Genomic DNA, 18,170 nt, shown 5'->3' on the forward strand with positions numbered 1-18,170 from the left:
CATATTCATGAACGCTAGCGAACCACTAGCCGGCACGCCGGTCGGGGCGCGCTCGTCCAAAGCCGCGGCCGTACTGCGCGTGACGAGCGGCAACTTCCTCGAGCAGTTCGACTTCTTTTTGTTCGGCTTCTACGCCACGTCGATCTCGAAGATTTTCTTTCCGGCGTCGAGCGAGTTCGCGTCGCTGATGCTGACCTTCGCCGTGTTCGGCGCGGGCTTTCTGATGCGTCCGTTGGGCGCGATCTTTCTCGGCGCCTATATCGACAAGGTGGGGCGGCGTACCGGCCTGATCGTTACGCTGTCGATCATGGCGAGCGGCACGATCCTGATCGCGTGCGTGCCCGGTTACGCGACCATCGGCCTGCTCGCGCCCGCGCTCGTTCTGCTCGGGCGGCTGTTGCAGGGCTTCTCGGCGGGCGCGGAGCTGGGCGGCGTGTCGGTGTATCTCGCGGAAATGGCCACGCCCGGCGCAAGGGGTTTCTACACGAGCTGGCAGTCGGCCAGCCAGCAGGTCGCGATCGTGATGGCGGCGGCGCTCGGCTACGGATTGAATCACTGGATGAGCGCGCAGCAGATCGGCGCGTGGGGCTGGCGCATTCCGTTCTTCATCGGCTGCGCGATCGTGCCGTTCCTGTTCATGCTGCGCCGCTCGCTGCAGGAAACCGCCGCGTTCGAGGCGCGCCGGCATCATCCGCAGACGCGCGAAATCTTCGCGATGCTGCTCAGCAATTGGCGCACGGTGATCGCGGGCATGCTGCTCACCGCGATGACGACGACCACGTTCTATCTGATCACCGTCTACACGCCAACTTTCGGCAAATCCGTTCTCAAACTGTCGACATCGGATAGCCTGATGGTGACGTTGCTGGTGGGCGTGTCGAACTTCGTCTGGCTGCCGATCGGCGGCGCGCTGTCGGACCGGATCGGCCGCAAGCCGATTCTGCTGACCATTGCCCTGCTGGCGATCTTCACCGCGTATCCGGCGCTGTCGTGGCTCGCCGCGGCGCCGAGCTTCGGCCGCATGCTGAGCGTGCTGCTGTGGTTCTCGTTCTTCTTCGGCATGTATAACGGCGCGATGGTCGCAGCGCTCACCGAGGTCATGCCGGCGGAGGTGCGCGTCGCGGGTTTTTCGCTGGCGTTCAGTCTCGCGACGGCGCTGTTCGGCGGCTTCACGCCGGCCGTGTCGACCTTCCTGATCGAAACCACACACGACAAGGCCGCGCCCGGCTACTGGCTCAGTTTCGCCGCGCTATGCGGGCTTGGCGCGACGCTTGGGCTCTATCGGCGGCGAGCGGAGCGGGCGGCTTCTTCGTCGGCGTGAGGCTTTTAGCGCGTTGCCGTTGACGTGCTGAGCTGTATGGAGAGGGCGCCGCCACGGTTGGCGGCGCCCTCTCGCTCATTCCCGATACGACGGATCGATCCGATCCAGCTTGCGCAGCAGCGCCGGCCATTCCATCACACCGTACGGGCGACGCGTCTGCGGTTGATAGTTCATGTAGGTTTCTTCGAGCACGTCTTTGGGCACACCGGATTCAACTCCGTGTTGCCTGATTGCGGACGCTTATCTATCGCGTTACGGGTTGAAGGCCATTCGGCTGACGGACGAATGGGCACGGCGCCAGTTCTTCCTCTGGATGTCGGCAAGCGACCATCGCGCGATGCGGCCGGCCCTCGGTGCTTTCCTTGAGCATCTACTTGGTCGGTATCGACGCCGGGTCGTTCATCGTAACAAAGCGATTTCGTCTGCTTTATCGCTTCATTCCATCTGCGCTGCGTCTGTCCAGGGACGTCACGGTGCCTTCGTCAGCGAGACCGGAAGGAATGTCTTCATCTTTGTGTGAGGTGACGTACAAATGGCTATATTGGCGCGCGCGTATGCTTGTAAAAAAAGTGACATATAGCACCATCAGACCGAAAGCGTCCTCGAATATAGCTGCGCGACAGCTTCCTTGAGAAACGTAAATTTCGGTGAACAGAACAATTCGAGAATACCTTGCGTGGAGGGTTCAAAATCAACCTTCCGAGGTTTCGATGACTGTGAGCGACCGGATGAACACTGGCATCTCGCTTATGCGTCTGTGGGGTGTGTGGCTTATTGCGACCGTGGTTGCGTCGGTGCCATTCCTCGTCACGCTATATCCGCCTCTTGGGCAACACTTTTACAATATCGTCAGGGTCGATATCCTTTCTCATCCGGCTTCGTATGCGAGAAACTTTGTGGTTCATTGGGATGCCGTGCCTGACCTTGCGATGGATCTGGCCCTCCCGTGGTTCACGAAGCTCATACCGGTAGAATGGGCCGCCTGGCTATTTACCCTCGCTGAACTCGGGCTATTGACGTCGGGCTGCCTGGTGTTGAGCCGTGTTGCCAATGGCCGCTGGTCATGGTTGCCGCTTGTCAGCTTCCTGCTACTCTATAACTGGATACTCATCCGCGGCTACGATAACTTTCTGTTCGGTCTTGGCATTTCCTTTTGGGCGATCGCCGCGCATGTGGCGTTGCGCAGAGCCACCCTCGCGCGGATCGTGGTCTCGTGCTGCAGTGCCCTTGTTATTTATTTTTGCCATCTGTTTCCACTCGCCGTTTTCGCTCTGGTCGTAGGCACGTGGGAACTTGGCTGTCTTCTTCGCGAGGGGAAGATCTCGAGTCAATCAATTGCTCGCCACGCGGCCGCGAGCGTCGTTCCGTTGCTGCTTCCTCTTGCACTGTTGGTCCGCAGCACCACCGGTGGCCTTCACGGGTCAACTCACTTCGGCCTTATCCACGTACTTTCGAAGCTCGCTTTCTGCATCGATGTCTTCTCGGTGGGCAATCGTGCGGGCGATGTGGCGATCGTGGCGGGTTTGAGCCTGTTCGTGGCCATTGGTCTCGTTCTGAAATGGTGGACGTGCGAGCCAGAGTTCCGGATAACCGTGTTTTCACTTCCACTGGTAGTCCTACTCGCACCGTTTGACGCATTTGCTTCCTACGGTGTGATCGAGCGATGTGCGATCAGCTTCGCGTTTTTGCTGACTGCGTTGGTCGGCATACGGCCCTCGGTGGCGCCACGTTTTCAACGTATCGGCGCAGTCGCGCTCACGCTTGTCTTTGTTTTCCGGATCGTGACTGTGACTGAAGACTGGCGTGGCGACAGGCCTGTCATTCAGGCTTACCGCGATACGTTCGCGTCGCTGAAGGCCGGTTCCGTGTTGTTCCAGTACAAGCAGGACACCGCCGACCGGTCTCCATGGAAAGACCCCCACCGCTGGAATCCATATCTGGACAAGGTGGTGGCGCTCGCAACGGTGAATGGCGTTCTGGTGCCGGATTTGTATCTCAAACCGGGGCAGCAACCCGTGCTTTACCGGAGCGAGAACGTAGCATTGAGGGAGTTCCAGGACGACAGCTCCACCCGGAAACCGAATGTCTTGGCAGATGGCGAGATGTTGCGCGCCTGGTCGACTGAACTGCTGGATCGTTTCCCGGACCTTCAAAGCCGGTTCACGACGGTCTATCTTGCGGTGCTCGACCCGTACCGGCGTCTACCCGAGACGCTTGATGGTTGGCAACTGGTTGCGACTTTGCCGGAACATCGGCTCTATGAATTGCGCCCCCGCTGAGCTCGTTGTTCCTTGATCTCTTCAGGTAGTAGGCCATCCTCATAAGTTTGCGATGAAATTGTGCAGTAGAAGTTGTCGGTGAAAGTAAGCGTCGTGAAATGTGGCACATCCAATGGACCATGCTGATTTCCGATGGGACCAGCTCGATATTCTTACAAGACAATGAACAGCATCGATTCATCTATCGAAACATATCTATCCAACATCCACTTCGGGAATCTCACGACCCAAACCATAGAGGTCATTGCAGACCTCTACACGTTCAAAGGGCTCGTACTCATACCGTTGCTGTGGTGGATGTGGTTTCAGCGTGGCGATCGCCGCGAATGGCGGCGGGAAATGGTGCTCGCGACGCTTCTCAGCGGCCTCCTGGCGCTCTTCGTCGGAAGGCTGCTGACTCACTGGTTACCGTTCCGAGTGCGTCCCGTCTTTAGCAGCGAGTTGCATCTGCGCTTCGCGGGTCGCGTCATCGACGACGCACAGCTGTCGACATGGAGTTCCTTCCCAAGCGATCACGCAATGCTATGGATGGCGATCGCGACTGGCATCTTCCTCGTGTGGCGGGCCGTCGGTGTGCTGGTGCTTATCTATGCGGTGCTGGTCATTTGCGTGCCGCGCGCCTATCTCGGCTTTCACTATCCGTCGGACTTGCTGGTGGGCGCGCTCATCGGCGCCGGAATCACCTATCTAATGACGCGAGATGCGATTCGCGTGCGCTACGCTACTCCGGCGCTGCGTTGGATGGAGCGTTACCCGGGACCGTCAGCATCGCTGGCGTTCATGCTGTGCCTCGAACTCGCCACGCAGTTCGACGAACTGCGCAAGCTGGCCGGCAGTGTGATCAGACACCTATGAATTACCCATCCTGATTCAATCGGCAATGCGTTTGAAACTGGCAGAGTAATCGTCGGCGTAGTAGCAGGCGTCGTGCAGTGTGGCGAGCAGCATCGAGTTGAAAGCGGTTACGACGCTGCGCAGTCACCGCCCGCAAGCGTTGCTGATGGCCACGTCCAGCCCAGAACAGCCGGATATCAGAACGCGGTGCGAAGGCCAACTCGTGCAATGGCTTGCGACGTCGTGCTAGACGATCCGTTGGGACCCATGATGCCGTTGATGGCAGCCTGCGAACCTGCGCTCGCCTTCTGATAAACGCCCTCCGCATAAACCATGCTCCGCTTGGAGAGCGAATAGTTCAGCGTTGCACCAAGCTGATGCGCGTGGTTGTTGTTGAGTTCCTCGTTACCTTTCAGGTACATATAGTTCCCGCCGAACGACCACGCGGGAGTGATCTGCCAACTGGCGCCGACTTGTGCGGCAAAGGCCGCGGCGCCGTTGAACGAGTTGCGCACGGTCGTGAAGTTCGCGACCGTGTAGACGGGTCCGATTACATAGTGAGCGCCGAAACCCCAGTTCGTGATTGGAATCTGCGGCGAGCTGTTGCTGGAGCCCGGATATTTTGCTTTCGTGTAGGCGGCCCCGACTCCGAATGGACCGGCACCGTAATTCAACCCGAAGCTCATGGTTGAATTCGACCCGAACGAACCAGCCACTCCGCCGAGCGAATACATTGCCCCAGCGGACAAGCCCGCAAACACCGGCGATTGATACTTGATCGAATTGGCCGCCGGGATGCCGCTCATGCGGCTCCAGTCGAACCAGCCGGTCGGGTTTTGCGGAATGTTCAGTTTCTGGAACGGGCCGGCCGCGAAGTTGTACAAGCCGCCAGTGAACACGGCAGGAGCATTGCCCGCCTCGGTCAGCGACGTCGTCATGAAATCGAAGACATTGCCGAAAGTCAGCTTGCCGAAGCTGGCACTATCCAGACCGACGTAAGCATTCCGCCCGAAGATGCCCGGCTGCACCGTCGCGCCCGTACCGAGCTGAAACTGGTTCTCCAACTTGAAAATGACCTTGTTTCCACCGCCGATATCTTCGGCGCCCTGCAAGCCGAACAGGTTCGGCGTATAGATGCCGTCGTCAAACTTCGTGACCGAATGCCCACCCTGGTTCGTCACATAGGAGACGCCCCCGTCAATCAGGCCGTACAGCGTGACGTTGCTCTGGGCGAACGCGTATCCGACAGGCAGGAATCCAAAAAGAATTGCAATGGAATGTTTTTTCATTCCAGTCTCCAGATAGTTTATTTGATCGATCTTTTGTGCAGCCTCAATGAGGCTGCTAGTCCGCGCGCTTCAAGCCTGGCGTGCCTGCTTCAAGTCGAGTGCGACATCGACGATCATGTCTTCCTGGCCGCCGACCATGCGGCGCTTGCCCAGCTCGACCAGAATGTCGACGGTCTTCAGGCCGTACTTCTTCGCGGCCACTTCCGAATGACGCAGGAAGCTCGAATACACGCCCGCATAGCCGAGCGCGAGCGTTTCGCGGTCCACGCGCACCGGTCGGTCCTGCAGCGGACGCACGATGTCGTCGGCGGCGTCCATCAGCGTGTAGAGGTCGGTGCCGTGATTCCAGCCCATGCGCTCCGCTGCCGCGATGAACACTTCGAGCGGCGCGTTGCCCGCGCCCGCGCCCATGCCCGCGAGCGATGCATCGATGCGATCGCAGCCTTCTCCGACCGCGACGATCGAATTCGCCACGCCGAGCGACAGGTTGTGGTGCGCGTGCATGCCCGTCTGCGTTTCGGGTTTCAGCACGGCCTTCACCGCGCGGAAGCGGTCGCGCACGTCGTTCATCGTCAGCGCGCCGCCCGAATCGACTACGTAGATGCAGGTCGCGCCGTAGCTCTCCATCTTCTTCGCTTCGATGGCAAGGTTCTCCGGCGTGGTCATGTGGCTCATCATCAGGAAGCCGACGGTGTCCATGCCGAGTTCGCGCGCGTATTCGATGTGCTGCTTCGAAATGTCCGCTTCCGTGCAGTGCGTCGCCACGCGCACTACGCGTGCGCCCGCGTTGTACGCAGCCTTCAGGTCGTGAATCGTGCCGATGCCGGGCAGCAGCAGCGTCGCGATCTGCGCGTGCTCGACGACATCCGCGACTGCTTCGATCCATTCGAGGTCGCTATGCGCGCCGAAGCCGTAGTTGAAGCTCGAACCTTGCAGGCCGTCGCCGTGCGCGACTTCGATGCTGTCCACCTTCGCGCGGTCCAACGCGCGTGCGATGTCCTGCACGTTCTGGATCGAGTACTGGTGACGAATCGCGTGGCTGCCGTCGCGCAGCGTCACGTCGGAGATATACAGTTTCTTGTCCATGCGGGAAGTCTCCTTAAGCCTCTTATGCCTCTGATGCCTGCACGAGCGCCTGCGCCATGCGCTCGGCGGTCGCGAGCGCGGCCGAAGTCATGATGTCGAGATTGCCGGCATAGGCGGGAAGGTAGTGCGCGGCGCCTTCGACCTCGATGAAGACCGACGTCTTCAGGCCGCTGAAGCGGCCGAGTCCCGGAATGTTGAGTGGCGCGTTCGCGGGAATTTCGTCGAACTGCACCTTCTGCTTCAGGCGATAGCCGGGCACGTACGCCTGCACCGCGGCGGCCATCTGCTCGATCGAAGCCTCGACCTTCGCGCGATCTGCGAGGTCCGACAGCGTATAGACGGTATCGCGCATCATCACCGGCGGCTCGGCCGGATTGAGCACGATGATCGCCTTGCCTTTCGCCGCGCCGCCGACCGCTTCGATCGCCTTCGACGTGGTCTCGGTGAATTCATCGATATTCGCGCGCGTGCCGGGACCGGCCGACTTGCTGCTGATCGACGCGACGATCTCCGCGTAATGCACCTTCGCCACGCGCGACACGGCCGCGACCATCGGAATGGTCGCTTGTCCGCCGCAGGTCACCATGTTCACGTTGGGCGCGCCGATATGCGCGTCGAGATTGACGACCGGCACGCAGTACGGCCCGATCGCGGCCGGCGTCAGATCGATCACGCGAATCGAAGGCTTCAGCTTTCGCAACAGCGCATCGTTCTTCACGTGCGCGCCGGCCGAGGTCGCGTCGAACACGAAGTCGATGTCATTGAACACCGGCAGACGCGTCAGACCTTCGACGCCTTCATGCGTGGTCGCGACGCCAAGCCGCGCGGCGCGCGCGAGGCCGTCGGAGTTTGGATCGATGCCGACCATCGCCGCCATCTCCAGATGCTGGCTGTTGCGCATGATCTTGATCATCAGATCCGTGCCGATGTTGCCCGAGCCGATGATCGCGACCTTCAGTTTTTTGGAAGCCATATAGAGTCCTGATTCAAGCGATAAACGTGGCACGCACGCTGCCGAGGCCTTCGATCTGCGCGCAGTAAGTGCCCGGCTCCTTGACGGCGACCATCGGGCCGAGCGCGCCGGTCAGCACGACGTCGCCGGCGCGCAGCGGCGTGCCGAGCTGGATCATGCGATCCGCGAGCCACACGGCGGCGTTCAGCGGATTGCCGAGACACGCCGCGCCGCTGCCGCGCGAGAGCACTTCGCCGTCGCGCGACAGCGTCATCGCGCACGCGGCGAGGTCGATCCGCGAGAGCGGCACCGGCCGGCTGCCGAGCACGAACAGCGCGCTCGACGCGTTGTCCGCGACCGTATCGACGAAGCGGATGTCCCAGTTTTCGATGCGGCTGTCGACAACCTCGATCGCGGCCAATGCGTACGCACTGGCGCGCAGGATGTCGACGAACGTGTGCTTGTCGTGCGTGAGCTCGTGTTCGAGCACCAGCGCGATTTCGGCTTCGACCTTCGGCTGGATCAGCTTCGACAGCGGCATCGGTTCGCTGTCGCCGTAGGCCATGCCGGCGAACAGCGCGCCGAAGTCGGGCTGATCGACGCCAAGCTGCTTCTGCACGGCAACGGACGTCAGACCGATCTTGCGGCCGACGATGCGCTCGCCGTTCGCGACGCGCAGATCGACGTTCGCCTGCTGCACTGCGTAGGCGGTGGCGACGTCGTCGAGCGGGATGCCGCCCGCAGCGATGTCGCCGCGTACGGGCGAGATGGTCTGGCGCATCGCTTCAGCATTGCGCAGGCGCGAGGCCAGCGGGTTGACGACGGTGGCATCATGCATGTTCATGTTTCTCCCTGGTTTGAGGCGTGTCAGGCAGGTACCGCAAGACCGCTGACGTCGGCGGAGGCGACGAAGCGATCGGGGCGCAGTGCGACTGCGCGCGCACCGTACTTGCGCAACCATGGGCGCAGTACGCCGTCGAGATCGACGAATTCGTCGCAGCCCTTGGTGTGCTGATCCTGTTGGCGCAGCGCGATGTAGCGGGCGCCGAGCTGGTCCCACGCCGCTTTTTCATCGGGCGTGAGCAGCGTGGCGGGATCGACGTCGTCGCCGAGCAGCACGAAGCCGTCGCCGAGCAGGTCATCCAGCCGTGCCATCACCCCGCGGTTATCGCCCACGACGGGTTGCGGGACCATGCGGCCCACGATGCTGTCGTGAGCGAGCGGACCGCGCAGCCAGCCGGCTTCCAGCACCGGCGGCGCGATGAGCGGCTGCTCCGGCGCGTCGGGCGGAGGCGGTGCATTGAGCGCGGCCTGTTCTTCTTCGGAGAGTTCCTGTTTGATGATGCGGCCGAGTTGCACGGCAAGGCCGGTGTAGAACGCCGCATTGGGCCGACGTTCCGCTTCATAGGTGTCGAGGAACTGCTCGGGCAGCGTGCCCTTGAGCACGCCCGCGAGCTTCCAGCCCAGATCGAACGCGTCGCGCATGCCGGTTTGCATGCCCGCGCCTGCCCAGGGCGGCATCAGATGCGCCGCGTCGCCCGCGAGAAACACGCGCCCGACACGCCACTTGTCGGCCATCCGCGTATGGTGGCGATAGAACGCATACTGGTGGATTTCGACGTCGTCCTCGGTGACGCCGAGTGCCTTAAGCAGCGGCCAGACGTCCTCGTTCGTCGCGAAGTCGGCTTCCGACTCGGTAGGCTTCAGCGGCAGTTCCCAGCGGTGGTTGCCGCCAGACAGCGCGATGTCCACCACCGGCCGTTCCTTGTCGGACCAGAACGTCAGCAGGTTGCGGTCCGGCCACCAGCGCTTGACGCGGCAGTCGATCACGATCCACTGCACGTCGAGCGTATCGCCCAGCAGTTTGACGCCGAGCTTGCCGCGCGTGGCACTGCTGCCGCCATCGCAGCCGATCACGTAGCGCACGCAGGTCTGTTTCGTTTCGCCAGTCGCGAGGTCCCTTGCGGTCACCGTGACGCCGGTTTCATCCTGCTCCAGCGACACGACTTCGAAGCCGTAGTGCACGTCGATGCATTCGGCGTGCTTCGCCGCGCATTCGCGCAGTGTGGACTCCATCGTCGGTTGATAGATGTTGAAAAAGCGCGGCTTGATGCCGAGTGTCGAAGGCGGGTGCTCGATGCGCAAAATCTCGGTGCCGTCATAGCGCATCCAGCGTAGCGCGCGTTGCGGATCGATCTGCTTAAGCACCGGTTCGTCGACGCCGAGGTTCTGGAAGATGCGCATCGTCCAGTCGTTGACGGTGACTGCGCGCGCACGCTGGTAAATGTCTTTGTGTTGCTCGAACGCGATGGTGGAAATGCCGTGTTTGGCGAGGGTCAGCGCGGCGATCACGCCGGTCGGTCCATAGCCGACGATGGCAACCTCGGCGTCGTACTCATTGGTCATATCTTGTCTCCACTAGATATTCTGGATGTTCAACGTGGCAGCGGGATGCGCGTATTCGCAGCGCAAGGGCCAGCGCGATGACGGCGACCGCCGCCGTCGCCCGTTTTTTAGTTATTCAGGAAGTCGATGACGAGGCGGTTGAACTCGTCGGCGTGTTCCCACTGAGCCCAGTGGCCGCACTGCGGCAGGATATGGAGTCGCGCATCCTGCAAGGTATTGATCATGCGCAGGCCGTGATCGAGAGGCACGAAGCGGTCGTCGCGGCCCCACGTGATCAGCGTCTTGTGAGCGATTTGCGGAAAGCGTGCGGACAGGTCCCATGTGGTCACGGGGCAAAGCTTCGAACTCGCGATGAAGTTCTTCAGGTGGTTCAGGTTCGACTCGATGTTGTTCCAGCGTCCGCGACGCAACTCCTCGGTGATGGCGCCAGGCCAGTACACGAACACTTCGAGCATGGCCTCGAAGTTCTCATAGGTGGGTTCTGCATAGAGCTTGAACATGCGTTTGATGCCTTCGCCCGGCTGAGGCTGGAGGATGCTCGGACCCTGAGCGCCAGGTCCCATCAACACCATGCGATCGAGGCGTTCCGGATACTCCAGCGCGAAGCTCAATGCCGATGCTCCGCCCATCGAGTTGCCGACCAGATGCACGTTGGCGATGCCGAGCGCATCGAGCACCCCTTTGGTCGCGCGCGCGTTCAGCAGGTTGCGGGGCACGTCGCTGACGATCTCGCCTGATTTATTGAAGCCGGGGCTGTCGATGAGCAGCACTCGAAATCCCGCGTTCACCAGCGCGTCGACATTGCGGTAGTAGTTGCTCCAGCCGCTTGCGCCGGGCCCGCCGCCGTGCAGCATGGCGACGGCCGGGCCGTGGCCGGCGTCGTTGAAATGGATGGTGAAGTTCTCGAGACCAGGTTCGTTGATCGTCACGAACTTGCTGGTGCTGGCTTCGGTCAAGGTCATACTGTGGCTCCAGGAATATGGTCTTGCAGTCAAGCTATGTGATGAGTCGGGATTCAATGCGCGTTGGGGGCGGGCGCGCCGGGCGGCGGATTCAGTTTGTGTCCCCAGTCGCTGAGTTCGGAGTAGCGCTTGATTTCCCATGTGTCGTTCACCACGATGCCGCCCGCGCCGAATTCGATCGCGAAACCGGACGGCGAGATCATGTAGAACGAAAACATCTGGTCGTTGGGGTGATGACCCAGTTCCATCAGGATCGGCACGCCGGTCTGCTTGCAGCGGTCGTAGGCGAGACCGACGTCGTTGGCGTCGGTGCACTCGACCATGATGTGGTGGATACGTTTGGGGACCGGGAACGGCACTTCCGCGACCGCCATCGAGTGATGACGTCCGCTGCGAGCGTGAAAGAACGTGACGTCGAGGTTCACGCCCGGTGCGGCTTCGCCAGTGATGGAGTCGCTGAGCTTCAGGCCGAGCACGTCCTGGCAAAACGCCTTGGCGCGCGCACTCTGCTTGGGCACCGTGACGAAGTGACCAGCACCCAGGCGTCCTGTGCTGAATGCTCCGCGCAGTACCGAAGAGCGGAATGCGTCGCGTGTGTGAGCGCGGAACGCGCAGCTATAGAACTCGTGGCTGATGCCGTCGGGATCGTGGCACACGAACAGGCGGGCTACGCGGCGCTGCTCGGCGATTTCACGATCCGCCTCGACGATCCCGGCTCCGCGGGCACGCGCCTGATCGACGAACGCGTCGAGCTGCGCATCCGTTTCGAATTCCCAGCCGGCGGCGAGGAAGTCGTCGAGCTCGCTCTTGACCAACAGGAAGCGCTGCTCGTAATCATCCATACGCAGGCCGAGCGATTCGCCGGCGACGCGCCTGCCCACCTGCAAACCCAGTACGTTGACGGCGAACCCCTCCCATGCCGCCAGGTCGCTTACGCCAAGGACCATATACCCCAGTGTCGACACGCTGTGCATAGCTCTCCTTATGTTCAAGTTCTGATGACGGGCCATTGGCCCGGAAATGTTGCGAAGCACTCTCCGGTGCATGCTCGTGTCCGAATCGGGCGATGAGGAACAACGCCCGATCCGGACGCTGGTCTGGCTCATTCCCACAGTTGGAATTAGTGTACCGATCGGTCCAATCGCGAACAGCCAGGGCAAACCAGTAATGAACCGATCGGTCCAATACGGTAGAAAAGGGGGCGAAGCGGTATACTTTTGGAATGGAAACCACACAGCAGATTGGCAATCGACGCGGCCAGAGATCGCGCCAGGAAATCCTCGACGCAGCCGCCCGCGTGATGTCGGCCTATGGCTACACCGGCACCTCGATGTCGGCGCTGGTCGAAGCAACCGGAATCCCGAAGAGCGCGATCTATCATCATTTCGGCTCCAAGGCCGGGCTGTTGGCGGAGGTGATGGCCCAAGGCGCGCGGGGCTTCTTCGCCGCGATGCGTGAAGCTCACCAGAATCCCCCGGAGGGCGGCACGTCGCGCGAGCGTCTGGGCTGGTATCTGAAGAAGACAGGGGAGGTGTTCCAGCACCGCGAGAACTTCCTGCGCCTGTTGGTCGTCATGGTGATGAGCAACGAGGCCGCGGAGCCGGAGGCGATCCAGACGGTGATCGAGGTGCGCAACGAAGGCCGCGACTATATGCGCGAGATGATCCGCAGCGCGTTCAGCGCTGAAGGCGACGCCGCGGCGTCAGCGGTCGCCGACGAACTGGCGTATTTCGGCATGCTCGGTTTCGACGGCGCTTTCGTCTCCTTTCAATCTGGCGACAACAGATCGATGGAAACGCATATGGCGCAGCTCACCGATGCGCTGATTGCGCTAGGCGAAGCGCGTGCCGCGTCGTTCCGGGAAGCGACACGGGCAGCGGGCCGCAAGCGTGAGGCTAAACTGGCGAAGGACTCTGTCCGGCTGGCGGAGAAGCGGCCGAAAAGCAAAGCGGTGCAAAAGGGCGGCATCGCTGGCTAACTCAGCCTCGCGCGGCCACGTTGAACGGGCAGGGCTGGCGTTGCGCGAGTCCCCGCGCGAAGCGCCTCTGAACGATGCTTACAGGTTCGCGCCCCGCAGATCGACGACGCGTTTCGCCTTGCCGGTGGCGGTCATTGGAATATGTCCGGCAAGCGCGACCGAGACCGTCGTCGAGACGCCGACCATCGTCTTGATGCGATGCTGCAGTTCGCGCGCGAGCGCTGTCCGATCGTGGTCGCTCAACGACTCGCCGACCTCCGGCCGCGCTTCGACGCACACCGCCAGTGAATCCAGATGCCCGTCGCGTTTGACCGTCAATTGATATTGCGCGCTCAGCTTGGGAATCGCGAGAATCAGCTCTTCGATCTGGCTCGGAAACACGTTGACGCCCCGGATGATCAGCATGTCGTCCGAGCGTCCGGTGATCTTCGCCAGCCGGCGCATCGCGCGGGAAGTCGGGGGCAACAGCGAGGTCAGATCGCGCGTGCGATAGCGGATGACCGGCATGGCTTCCTTCGTCAGCGAAGTAAAGACCAATTCGCCTTCGCTTCCATCCGGCAGCACCTCACCGGTAACGGGATCGATGATTTCCGGGTAGAAGTGGTCTTCCCAGATCACCGGACCGTCCTTGCTTTCGATGCACTCCGCCGCGACGCCGGGGCCCATCACTTCAGAGAGGCCGTAAATGTCGACCGCGTCGATTCGCGCCCGTGTTTCGATTTCGCTACGCATGGCCTGGGTCCAGGGCTCGCCGCCGAAGACACCCACCTTCAGCGACGATTCGGCCGGATTCATCCCTTGGCGCGTCATCTCGTCGATCAGGTTCAGCATGTACGACGGCGTGACCAGAATGATCGACGGTTCGAAGTCACGGATCAACTGAACCTGCTTTTCCGTCTGGCCGCCGGACATCGGCACCACCATGCAGCCGAGCCGCTCCGCACCGTAGTGAATGCCCAGGCCGCCGGTGAACAGGCCATAGCCGAACGCGTTGTGCAGCGTGTCGCCGCGACGGCCGCCGGCAGCGCGGATCGAACGCGCGACGATGTCGGCCCAGGTATCGATGTCGCGTGCGGTGTAGCCCACGACCGTCGGCTTGCCCGTGGTCCCGCTCGATGCATGCACACGCACCACCTGGTCGCGCGGTACGGCGAAAAGACCGAACGGATAGTTGTCGCGCAGGTCCTTCTTCGTCATGGTCGGAAACCTGGCCAGATCGGACAGTTCCTTCAGATCGTCCGGATGCACGCCAGCGGCATCGAACGCCTTGCGGTAATGCGCCACGTTGTCGTAGGCATGGCGGACCGACCATTTGAGGCGAGTCAGTTGCAGAGCCTGCAGCTCGTCGCGGCTGGCGCGTTCGATCGGTTCGAGTTCGTCGGATTGGGGGGTGCGTCGGACCATCGGAGTCTCCGGAATACTGGAATTGGATTGATTCGAGTCAGGCTGCGCTGTCGATGGCAGCGCGGGCATGCCATGACGCACGCGACCACGAAAGTGCGGCTAGTAGCGGTGAAACGCGGTACCGGTCTTCACCGTAATGGGTGCAGAGATTGCTCAGTACCGTAGAGAACAGAGCGACGCCCGCGTTATCCGCCCACTGCAGCGGGCCCAACGGATAGTTGACGCCTTTTTCCATCGCCAGGTCGAGATCCGCGGCCGTGCACACGCCCTGATTGACTGCATCGGCCGCTTCGTTCACCAGCATCGCGACGGTCCGCATCACGATCATGCCGGCCACATCGGCCATCGGCACGACCGAGTAGCCGGCCGCCTGCATCGCGCCGACGACGGCCGCATAGGCCGAATCACTGCATTGCCGCGCACGGGCGAGCGCGACCGTGCTGCAGCCGGCGTAGTCGAGTGCGAGGTCGACGAGCACCACGTTGTCGTGATCCATGTCGTGAGCGCATTGAGTCGCCGTGCGCCCGTCGGTCAGTCGCAGCAGCGCGTCGTCGATTTGCGCGACCACACCGTCGACGCGTTCGGTTTCCGGCATCGTCGCCGTAACGAGCCCGGCATCCAGCAGCCTTTGTTGAAGCCGCGCGATCACGCCGGACTGCGGAAACAGATTGACGACCCGCGGAGAATCCGCGGGTGGCGCAAGCCGCGGGCTCGGGCGCGTGGCGTTCGGACCATATTCGTAGAAACCACGTCCCGATTTGCGGCCCAGAAAACCCGCATTGACCAGCTCCTGCTGGATCAACGACGGCGTGAACCGGGGATCGTTGAAATACGCACGAAACACCGACTCGGTGACCGCGAAATTGACGTCGTGTCCGATCAGGTCCATCAGCTCGAACGGTCCCATCCGGAAGCCGCCTGCCTCGCGGATCACCTCGTCGATCGACGCGGCACTCGCTGCCTGCTCGTTCAGAAGCCGCAGACCTTCGGCGTAAAACGGACGTGCCACGCGGTTCACGATGAAGCCGGGCGTCGAGCGCGCGTAGACGGGCGTCTTGCCCCACGCGGCGGCCGTTTCGTACACGCAGGTCGCGACGTCCGGCGATGTGGCGAGGCCGCTGACCACTTCGACCAGCGCCATCACGGGCGCGGGATTGAAGAAGTGCATGCCCACGAGGCGCGACGGAATCTTCAGCGTCGCACCGATCGCCGTGACGGAAATCGACGAAGTGTTGGTCGCGAGAATGCAGGCGTCGTCCACGTGCTCTTCGAGCTCGGCAAAAATCTTGCGCTTCACTTCCAGCCGTTCGGCGACGGCTTCGATGACGAGCCCCGCATCGCGCATCGCGGCCAGCTGGCCGACCGCAAACAGCCTTCCGTTCGCTTGAGCGGCAGCCGTCGCGTCGAGGCGGCCTTTGTCGACGAGCCTCGCGAGATTCGCGCCGATGCCCTTGATGGCCTTTGCGACCGTAGCGGCATCGAGATCGAATAGGGCGACCCGGTGTCCGGCGAGCGCGGCCACCTGGGCGATGCCCGCACCCATCGCGCCCGCGCCGACGATGCCAACGATCGTGGAAGTCTTCAATACGTTCGACATGCGAGTGGCTCCGCTCAAACGCGCTCGATCGCAATCGCGATGCCCTGGCCAACGCCGATGCACATCGTGCAAAGCGCGAAGCGTGCGTTGCGGCGTTCGAGTTCGTAGGTCGCCGTCGTGACCAGCCGGGCACCCGAAGCGCCGAGCGGATGGCCCAACGCGATCGCACCGCCGTTCGGATTGACGCGGGGATCGTCCTCCGCGACGCCGAGACGGCGCAGCACCGCAATACCCTGCGACGCAAACGCTTCGTTCAGCTCGATCACGTCGAACTGGTCGAGCGTCATGCCGAGGCGCGCAAGCAGCTTCTCGGTGGCCGGTGCCGGTCCGATGCCCATGATGCGCGGCTCGACGCCCGCCGTAGCCATGCCCACGATGCGGGCACGCGGCGTCAAATGGTTGCGCTTCGCTGCCTCTTCGCCTGCGATCAGCAACGCGCAAGCGCCGTCGTTGACACCCGAAGCGTTGCCCGCCGTCACCGTGCCGTTGGGGCGCACCACACCTTTGAGTTTCGCCAGCGCCTCGAGCGAGGTCTCGCGCGGATGTTCGTCGCGATCGACCACGAGGGGTTCGCCCTTCTTTTGGGGAATGCGCACCGCGGTGATTTCCTGGGCCAGCGTGCCGTCCGCCTGAGCGCGCGCGGCGCGTTGCTGGCTGCGCAGCGCAAAGCGGTCTTGCGAGTCGCGGTCCACGCCGAAGTCGTCGGCCACGTTTTCCGCGGTTTCGGGCATCGAGTCGACGCCGTACTGGCTGCGCATCAGCGAATTGACGAAGCGCCAGCCGATCGTCGTGTCATGGATTTCGGCCGAGCGCGAGAACGCCGTCGCCGACTTGCCGACCACGAAAGGTGCGCGCGTCATGCTTTCGACGCCGCCCGCAATGTAAAGGTCGCCATCGCCCGCCCGGATCGCGCGCGCGGCGCTGCCCACCGCGTCCATCCCCGAGCCGCACAGGCGGTTGATCGTGGAGCCCGGGACGTCGATCGGCAAGCCCGCGAGCAAAGCGGACATGCGCGCGACGTTGCGATTGTCCTCGCCGGCCTGGTTCGCGCATCCGTAGAGGACGTCCGCGACCTGCTGCCAGTCCACCGACGGATTGCGCTGCATCAGCGCGTGAATCGGCACGGCGCCGAGGTCGTCCGCGCGAACATCCTTCAGTACGCCTGCATAACGTCCGAACGGAGTGCGAATGGCATCACAGATAAAGGCTTCGGTCATGGTGTTTTCCGGTAGAGAAATTGAACGATTCAGGCTTTGCATCCGCAACAGGGTTGCGCGGTGCGATCAGACATGAGCGGCTTCGCGCGGCGGCACGTGACGCCGTACCGACCGTCGGTGCTTGTTGAACAGTGAATGAGACATGAGATGGAACTTTGATCGAAGACGGGGGTGTGATGCGCTTGCGCTCAACGTTCGTCGTAACTGACGACAACCTTCTCGCTCACCGGATGACACTGACACGTCAGCACGAACCCGTCGCGAACCTCGTGTTCTTCGAGCGTGTAGTTCTTTTCCATCTTCACTTCGCCCTCGAGCACCTTCGCGCGACACGTGCAGCACACGCCGCCCTTGCACGCATACGGCAGCGCGAGACCGGCGCGCAGCCCGACGTCGAGCACGCTCATGCCCTGATACGGCAGGCGCAGCCTGCGCCGCTTGCCGTCGAGCACGATCTCGAGGTCGGCCGCCGGGGTGTCCGCGGTGATCTCGACGGGCGGCACGCCCGCCTGCGGCAGCGGCGTGCCGAAGCGCTCGACGTGCACCTTCGCGGGCGGCACGCCGGCAGCCTTCAGCGCCGCCTCGGCCGCGTCCATCATCGGCGCGGGGCCGCAGATGAACGCCTCGTCGATCGCGTCGGCCGGCAGCAGCTGGTCGAGGAACGCCGCGCACTTCTGCTGGTCGAGCACGCCGTTGAAGAGCTCGACGTCCTGCAGGTCGTCCGACAGCACGTGATACAGCACGAAGCGGTTCATGAAGCGGTTCTTCAGATCCTCGAGCTCCTCGGCGAACATGATCTGGTCGACGCTGCGGTTGCCGTACACCAGCGTGAACGTGCTGCGCGG

The 18,170-nt window shown here is 62.4% G+C and carries 15 protein-coding genes and 1 pseudogene; 4 read left to right on the forward strand and 12 right to left on the reverse strand.

Annotation, left to right across the window (positions count from 1 at the left end; translation table 11 throughout):
- Positions 1–7 precede the first annotated feature (7 nt).
- A complete protein-coding gene (locus tag G5S42_RS38410) occupies positions 8–1,321 on the forward strand; it encodes an MFS transporter (protein ID WP_176111903.1) in 1,314 nt (437 codons plus the stop codon).
- 75 nt (positions 1,322–1,396) lie between these two features.
- Here the strand turns inward: G5S42_RS38410 and G5S42_RS38415 are convergent.
- Positions 1,397–1,525, reverse strand: a pseudogene (locus tag G5S42_RS38415) (class II aldolase/adducin family protein); the annotation flags it as partial.
- A 506-nt stretch (positions 1,526–2,031) separates the two neighbouring features.
- Between G5S42_RS38415 and G5S42_RS38420 the strand changes: the two are divergent.
- Entirely contained in the window at positions 2,032–3,600 is a 1,569-nt protein-coding gene (locus G5S42_RS38420) for a hypothetical protein (protein ID WP_176111904.1), read from the forward strand.
- A 162-nt stretch (positions 3,601–3,762) separates the two neighbouring features.
- Positions 3,763–4,455, forward strand: a complete 693-nt coding sequence (locus G5S42_RS38425) for a phosphatase PAP2 family protein (RefSeq protein WP_176111905.1) — start codon at positions 3,763–3,765, stop codon at positions 4,453–4,455.
- Positions 4,456–4,631: 176 nt separating this feature from the next.
- On the opposite strand, the gene G5S42_RS38430 is transcribed toward G5S42_RS38425, so the two are convergent.
- The 7 genes from G5S42_RS38430 to G5S42_RS38460 all read right to left on the reverse strand — a co-directional run bounded on the left by G5S42_RS38430 (position 4,632) and on the right by G5S42_RS38460 (position 12,103).
- Positions 4,632–5,723 carry a porin gene (locus G5S42_RS38430; RefSeq protein WP_176111906.1) on the reverse strand — a complete coding sequence of 364 codons (1,092 nt, stop codon included), beginning with the start codon at positions 5,721–5,723 and terminating at the stop codon, positions 4,632–4,634.
- Between the two features lie 69 nt (positions 5,724–5,792).
- Positions 5,793–6,809: a 4-hydroxy-2-oxovalerate aldolase gene (dmpG, locus tag G5S42_RS38435; RefSeq protein ID WP_176111907.1), complete on the reverse strand. Its 1,017-nt coding sequence runs from the start codon at positions 6,807–6,809 to the stop codon at positions 5,793–5,795.
- 22 nt (positions 6,810–6,831) lie between these two features.
- Entirely contained in the window at positions 6,832–7,782 is a 951-nt protein-coding gene (locus tag G5S42_RS38440; RefSeq protein ID WP_176111908.1) for an acetaldehyde dehydrogenase (acetylating), read from the reverse strand.
- Positions 7,783–7,795: 13 nt separating this feature from the next.
- A complete protein-coding gene (locus G5S42_RS38445) occupies positions 7,796–8,599 on the reverse strand; it encodes a fumarylacetoacetate hydrolase family protein (protein ID WP_176112026.1) in 804 nt (267 codons plus the stop codon).
- 29 nt (positions 8,600–8,628) lie between these two features.
- A complete protein-coding gene (locus G5S42_RS38450) occupies positions 8,629–10,167 on the reverse strand; it encodes a bifunctional 3-(3-hydroxy-phenyl)propionate/3-hydroxycinnamic acid hydroxylase (protein ID WP_176111909.1) in 1,539 nt (512 codons plus the stop codon).
- Positions 10,168–10,274: 107 nt separating this feature from the next.
- Positions 10,275–11,129, reverse strand: coding sequence for a 2-hydroxy-6-oxo-6-phenylhexa-2,4-dienoate hydrolase (gene bphD / locus G5S42_RS38455; RefSeq protein ID WP_176111910.1), 855 nt, complete (start codon positions 11,127–11,129; stop codon positions 10,275–10,277).
- 53 nt (positions 11,130–11,182) lie between these two features.
- The gene (locus tag G5S42_RS38460) at positions 11,183–12,103 is read right to left on the reverse strand and encodes a VOC family protein (RefSeq protein ID WP_176111911.1); all 921 of its coding nucleotides are present in this window, start codon (positions 12,101–12,103) and stop codon (positions 11,183–11,185) included.
- Positions 12,104–12,351: 248 nt separating this feature from the next.
- Between G5S42_RS38460 and G5S42_RS38465 the strand changes: the two genes are divergently transcribed.
- On the forward strand, positions 12,352–13,107 hold the full coding sequence (locus tag G5S42_RS38465) for a TetR/AcrR family transcriptional regulator (protein WP_176111912.1): 756 nt from the start codon (positions 12,352–12,354) through the stop codon (positions 13,105–13,107).
- Between the two features lie 78 nt (positions 13,108–13,185).
- Here the strand turns inward: G5S42_RS38465 and paaK are convergent, their stop codons facing one another.
- The 4 genes from paaK to G5S42_RS38485 form a co-directional block, all read right to left on the reverse strand.
- Positions 13,186–14,511 (reverse strand): phenylacetate--CoA ligase PaaK, encoded by a 1,326-nt coding sequence (gene paaK / locus G5S42_RS38470; protein WP_176111913.1) that lies wholly within the window; start codon positions 14,509–14,511, stop codon positions 13,186–13,188.
- Positions 14,512–14,548: 37 nt separating this feature from the next.
- On the reverse strand, positions 14,549–16,108 hold the full coding sequence (paaH, locus tag G5S42_RS38475) for a 3-hydroxyacyl-CoA dehydrogenase PaaH (RefSeq protein WP_176111914.1): 1,560 nt from the start codon (positions 16,106–16,108) through the stop codon (positions 14,549–14,551).
- Positions 16,109–16,122: 14 nt separating this feature from the next.
- Positions 16,123–17,325, reverse strand: coding sequence for a 3-oxoadipyl-CoA thiolase (pcaF, locus tag G5S42_RS38480; RefSeq protein ID WP_176111915.1), 1,203 nt, complete (start codon positions 17,323–17,325; stop codon positions 16,123–16,125).
- Positions 17,326–17,513: 188 nt separating this feature from the next.
- Positions 17,514–18,170: 2Fe-2S iron-sulfur cluster-binding protein (locus G5S42_RS38485; RefSeq protein WP_176111916.1), on the reverse strand; the 657-nt coding region annotated here is incomplete at its 5' end.

This window comes from Paraburkholderia youngii (assembly GCF_013366925.1).
Lineage (GTDB): Bacteria > Pseudomonadota > Gammaproteobacteria > Burkholderiales > Burkholderiaceae > Paraburkholderia > Paraburkholderia youngii.

Excerpts from the sequence above, each read along its gene's own strand:
- G5S42_RS38410 (WP_176111903.1), top strand. The coding sequence starts at position 8 with ATGAACGCTAGCGAACCACTAGCCGGCACGCCGGTCGGGGCGCGCTCG.
- G5S42_RS38420 (WP_176111904.1), top strand. The coding sequence starts at position 2,032 with ATGACTGTGAGCGACCGGATGAACACTGGCATCTCGCTTATGCGTCTG.
- G5S42_RS38425 (WP_176111905.1), top strand. The coding sequence starts at position 3,763 with ATGAACAGCATCGATTCATCTATCGAAACATATCTATCCAACATCCAC.
- G5S42_RS38430 (WP_176111906.1), bottom strand. The coding sequence starts at position 5,723 with ATGAAAAAACATTCCATTGCAATTCTTTTTGGATTCCTGCCTGTCGGA.
- dmpG (WP_176111907.1), bottom strand. The coding sequence starts at position 6,809 with ATGGACAAGAAACTGTATATCTCCGACGTGACGCTGCGCGACGGCAGC.
- G5S42_RS38440 (WP_176111908.1), bottom strand. The coding sequence starts at position 7,782 with ATGGCTTCCAAAAAACTGAAGGTCGCGATCATCGGCTCGGGCAACATC.
- G5S42_RS38445 (WP_176112026.1), bottom strand. The coding sequence starts at position 8,599 with ATGCATGATGCCACCGTCGTCAACCCGCTGGCCTCGCGCCTGCGCAAT.
- G5S42_RS38450 (WP_176111909.1), bottom strand. The coding sequence starts at position 10,167 with ATGACCAATGAGTACGACGCCGAGGTTGCCATCGTCGGCTATGGACCG.
- bphD (WP_176111910.1), bottom strand. The coding sequence starts at position 11,129 with ATGACCTTGACCGAAGCCAGCACCAGCAAGTTCGTGACGATCAACGAA.
- G5S42_RS38460 (WP_176111911.1), bottom strand. The coding sequence starts at position 12,103 with ATGCACAGCGTGTCGACACTGGGGTATATGGTCCTTGGCGTAAGCGAC.
- G5S42_RS38465 (WP_176111912.1), top strand. The coding sequence starts at position 12,352 with ATGGAAACCACACAGCAGATTGGCAATCGACGCGGCCAGAGATCGCGC.
- paaK (WP_176111913.1), bottom strand. The coding sequence starts at position 14,511 with ATGGTCCGACGCACCCCCCAATCCGACGAACTCGAACCGATCGAACGC.
- paaH (WP_176111914.1), bottom strand. The coding sequence starts at position 16,108 with ATGTCGAACGTATTGAAGACTTCCACGATCGTTGGCATCGTCGGCGCG.
- pcaF (WP_176111915.1), bottom strand. The coding sequence starts at position 17,325 with ATGACCGAAGCCTTTATCTGTGATGCCATTCGCACTCCGTTCGGACGT.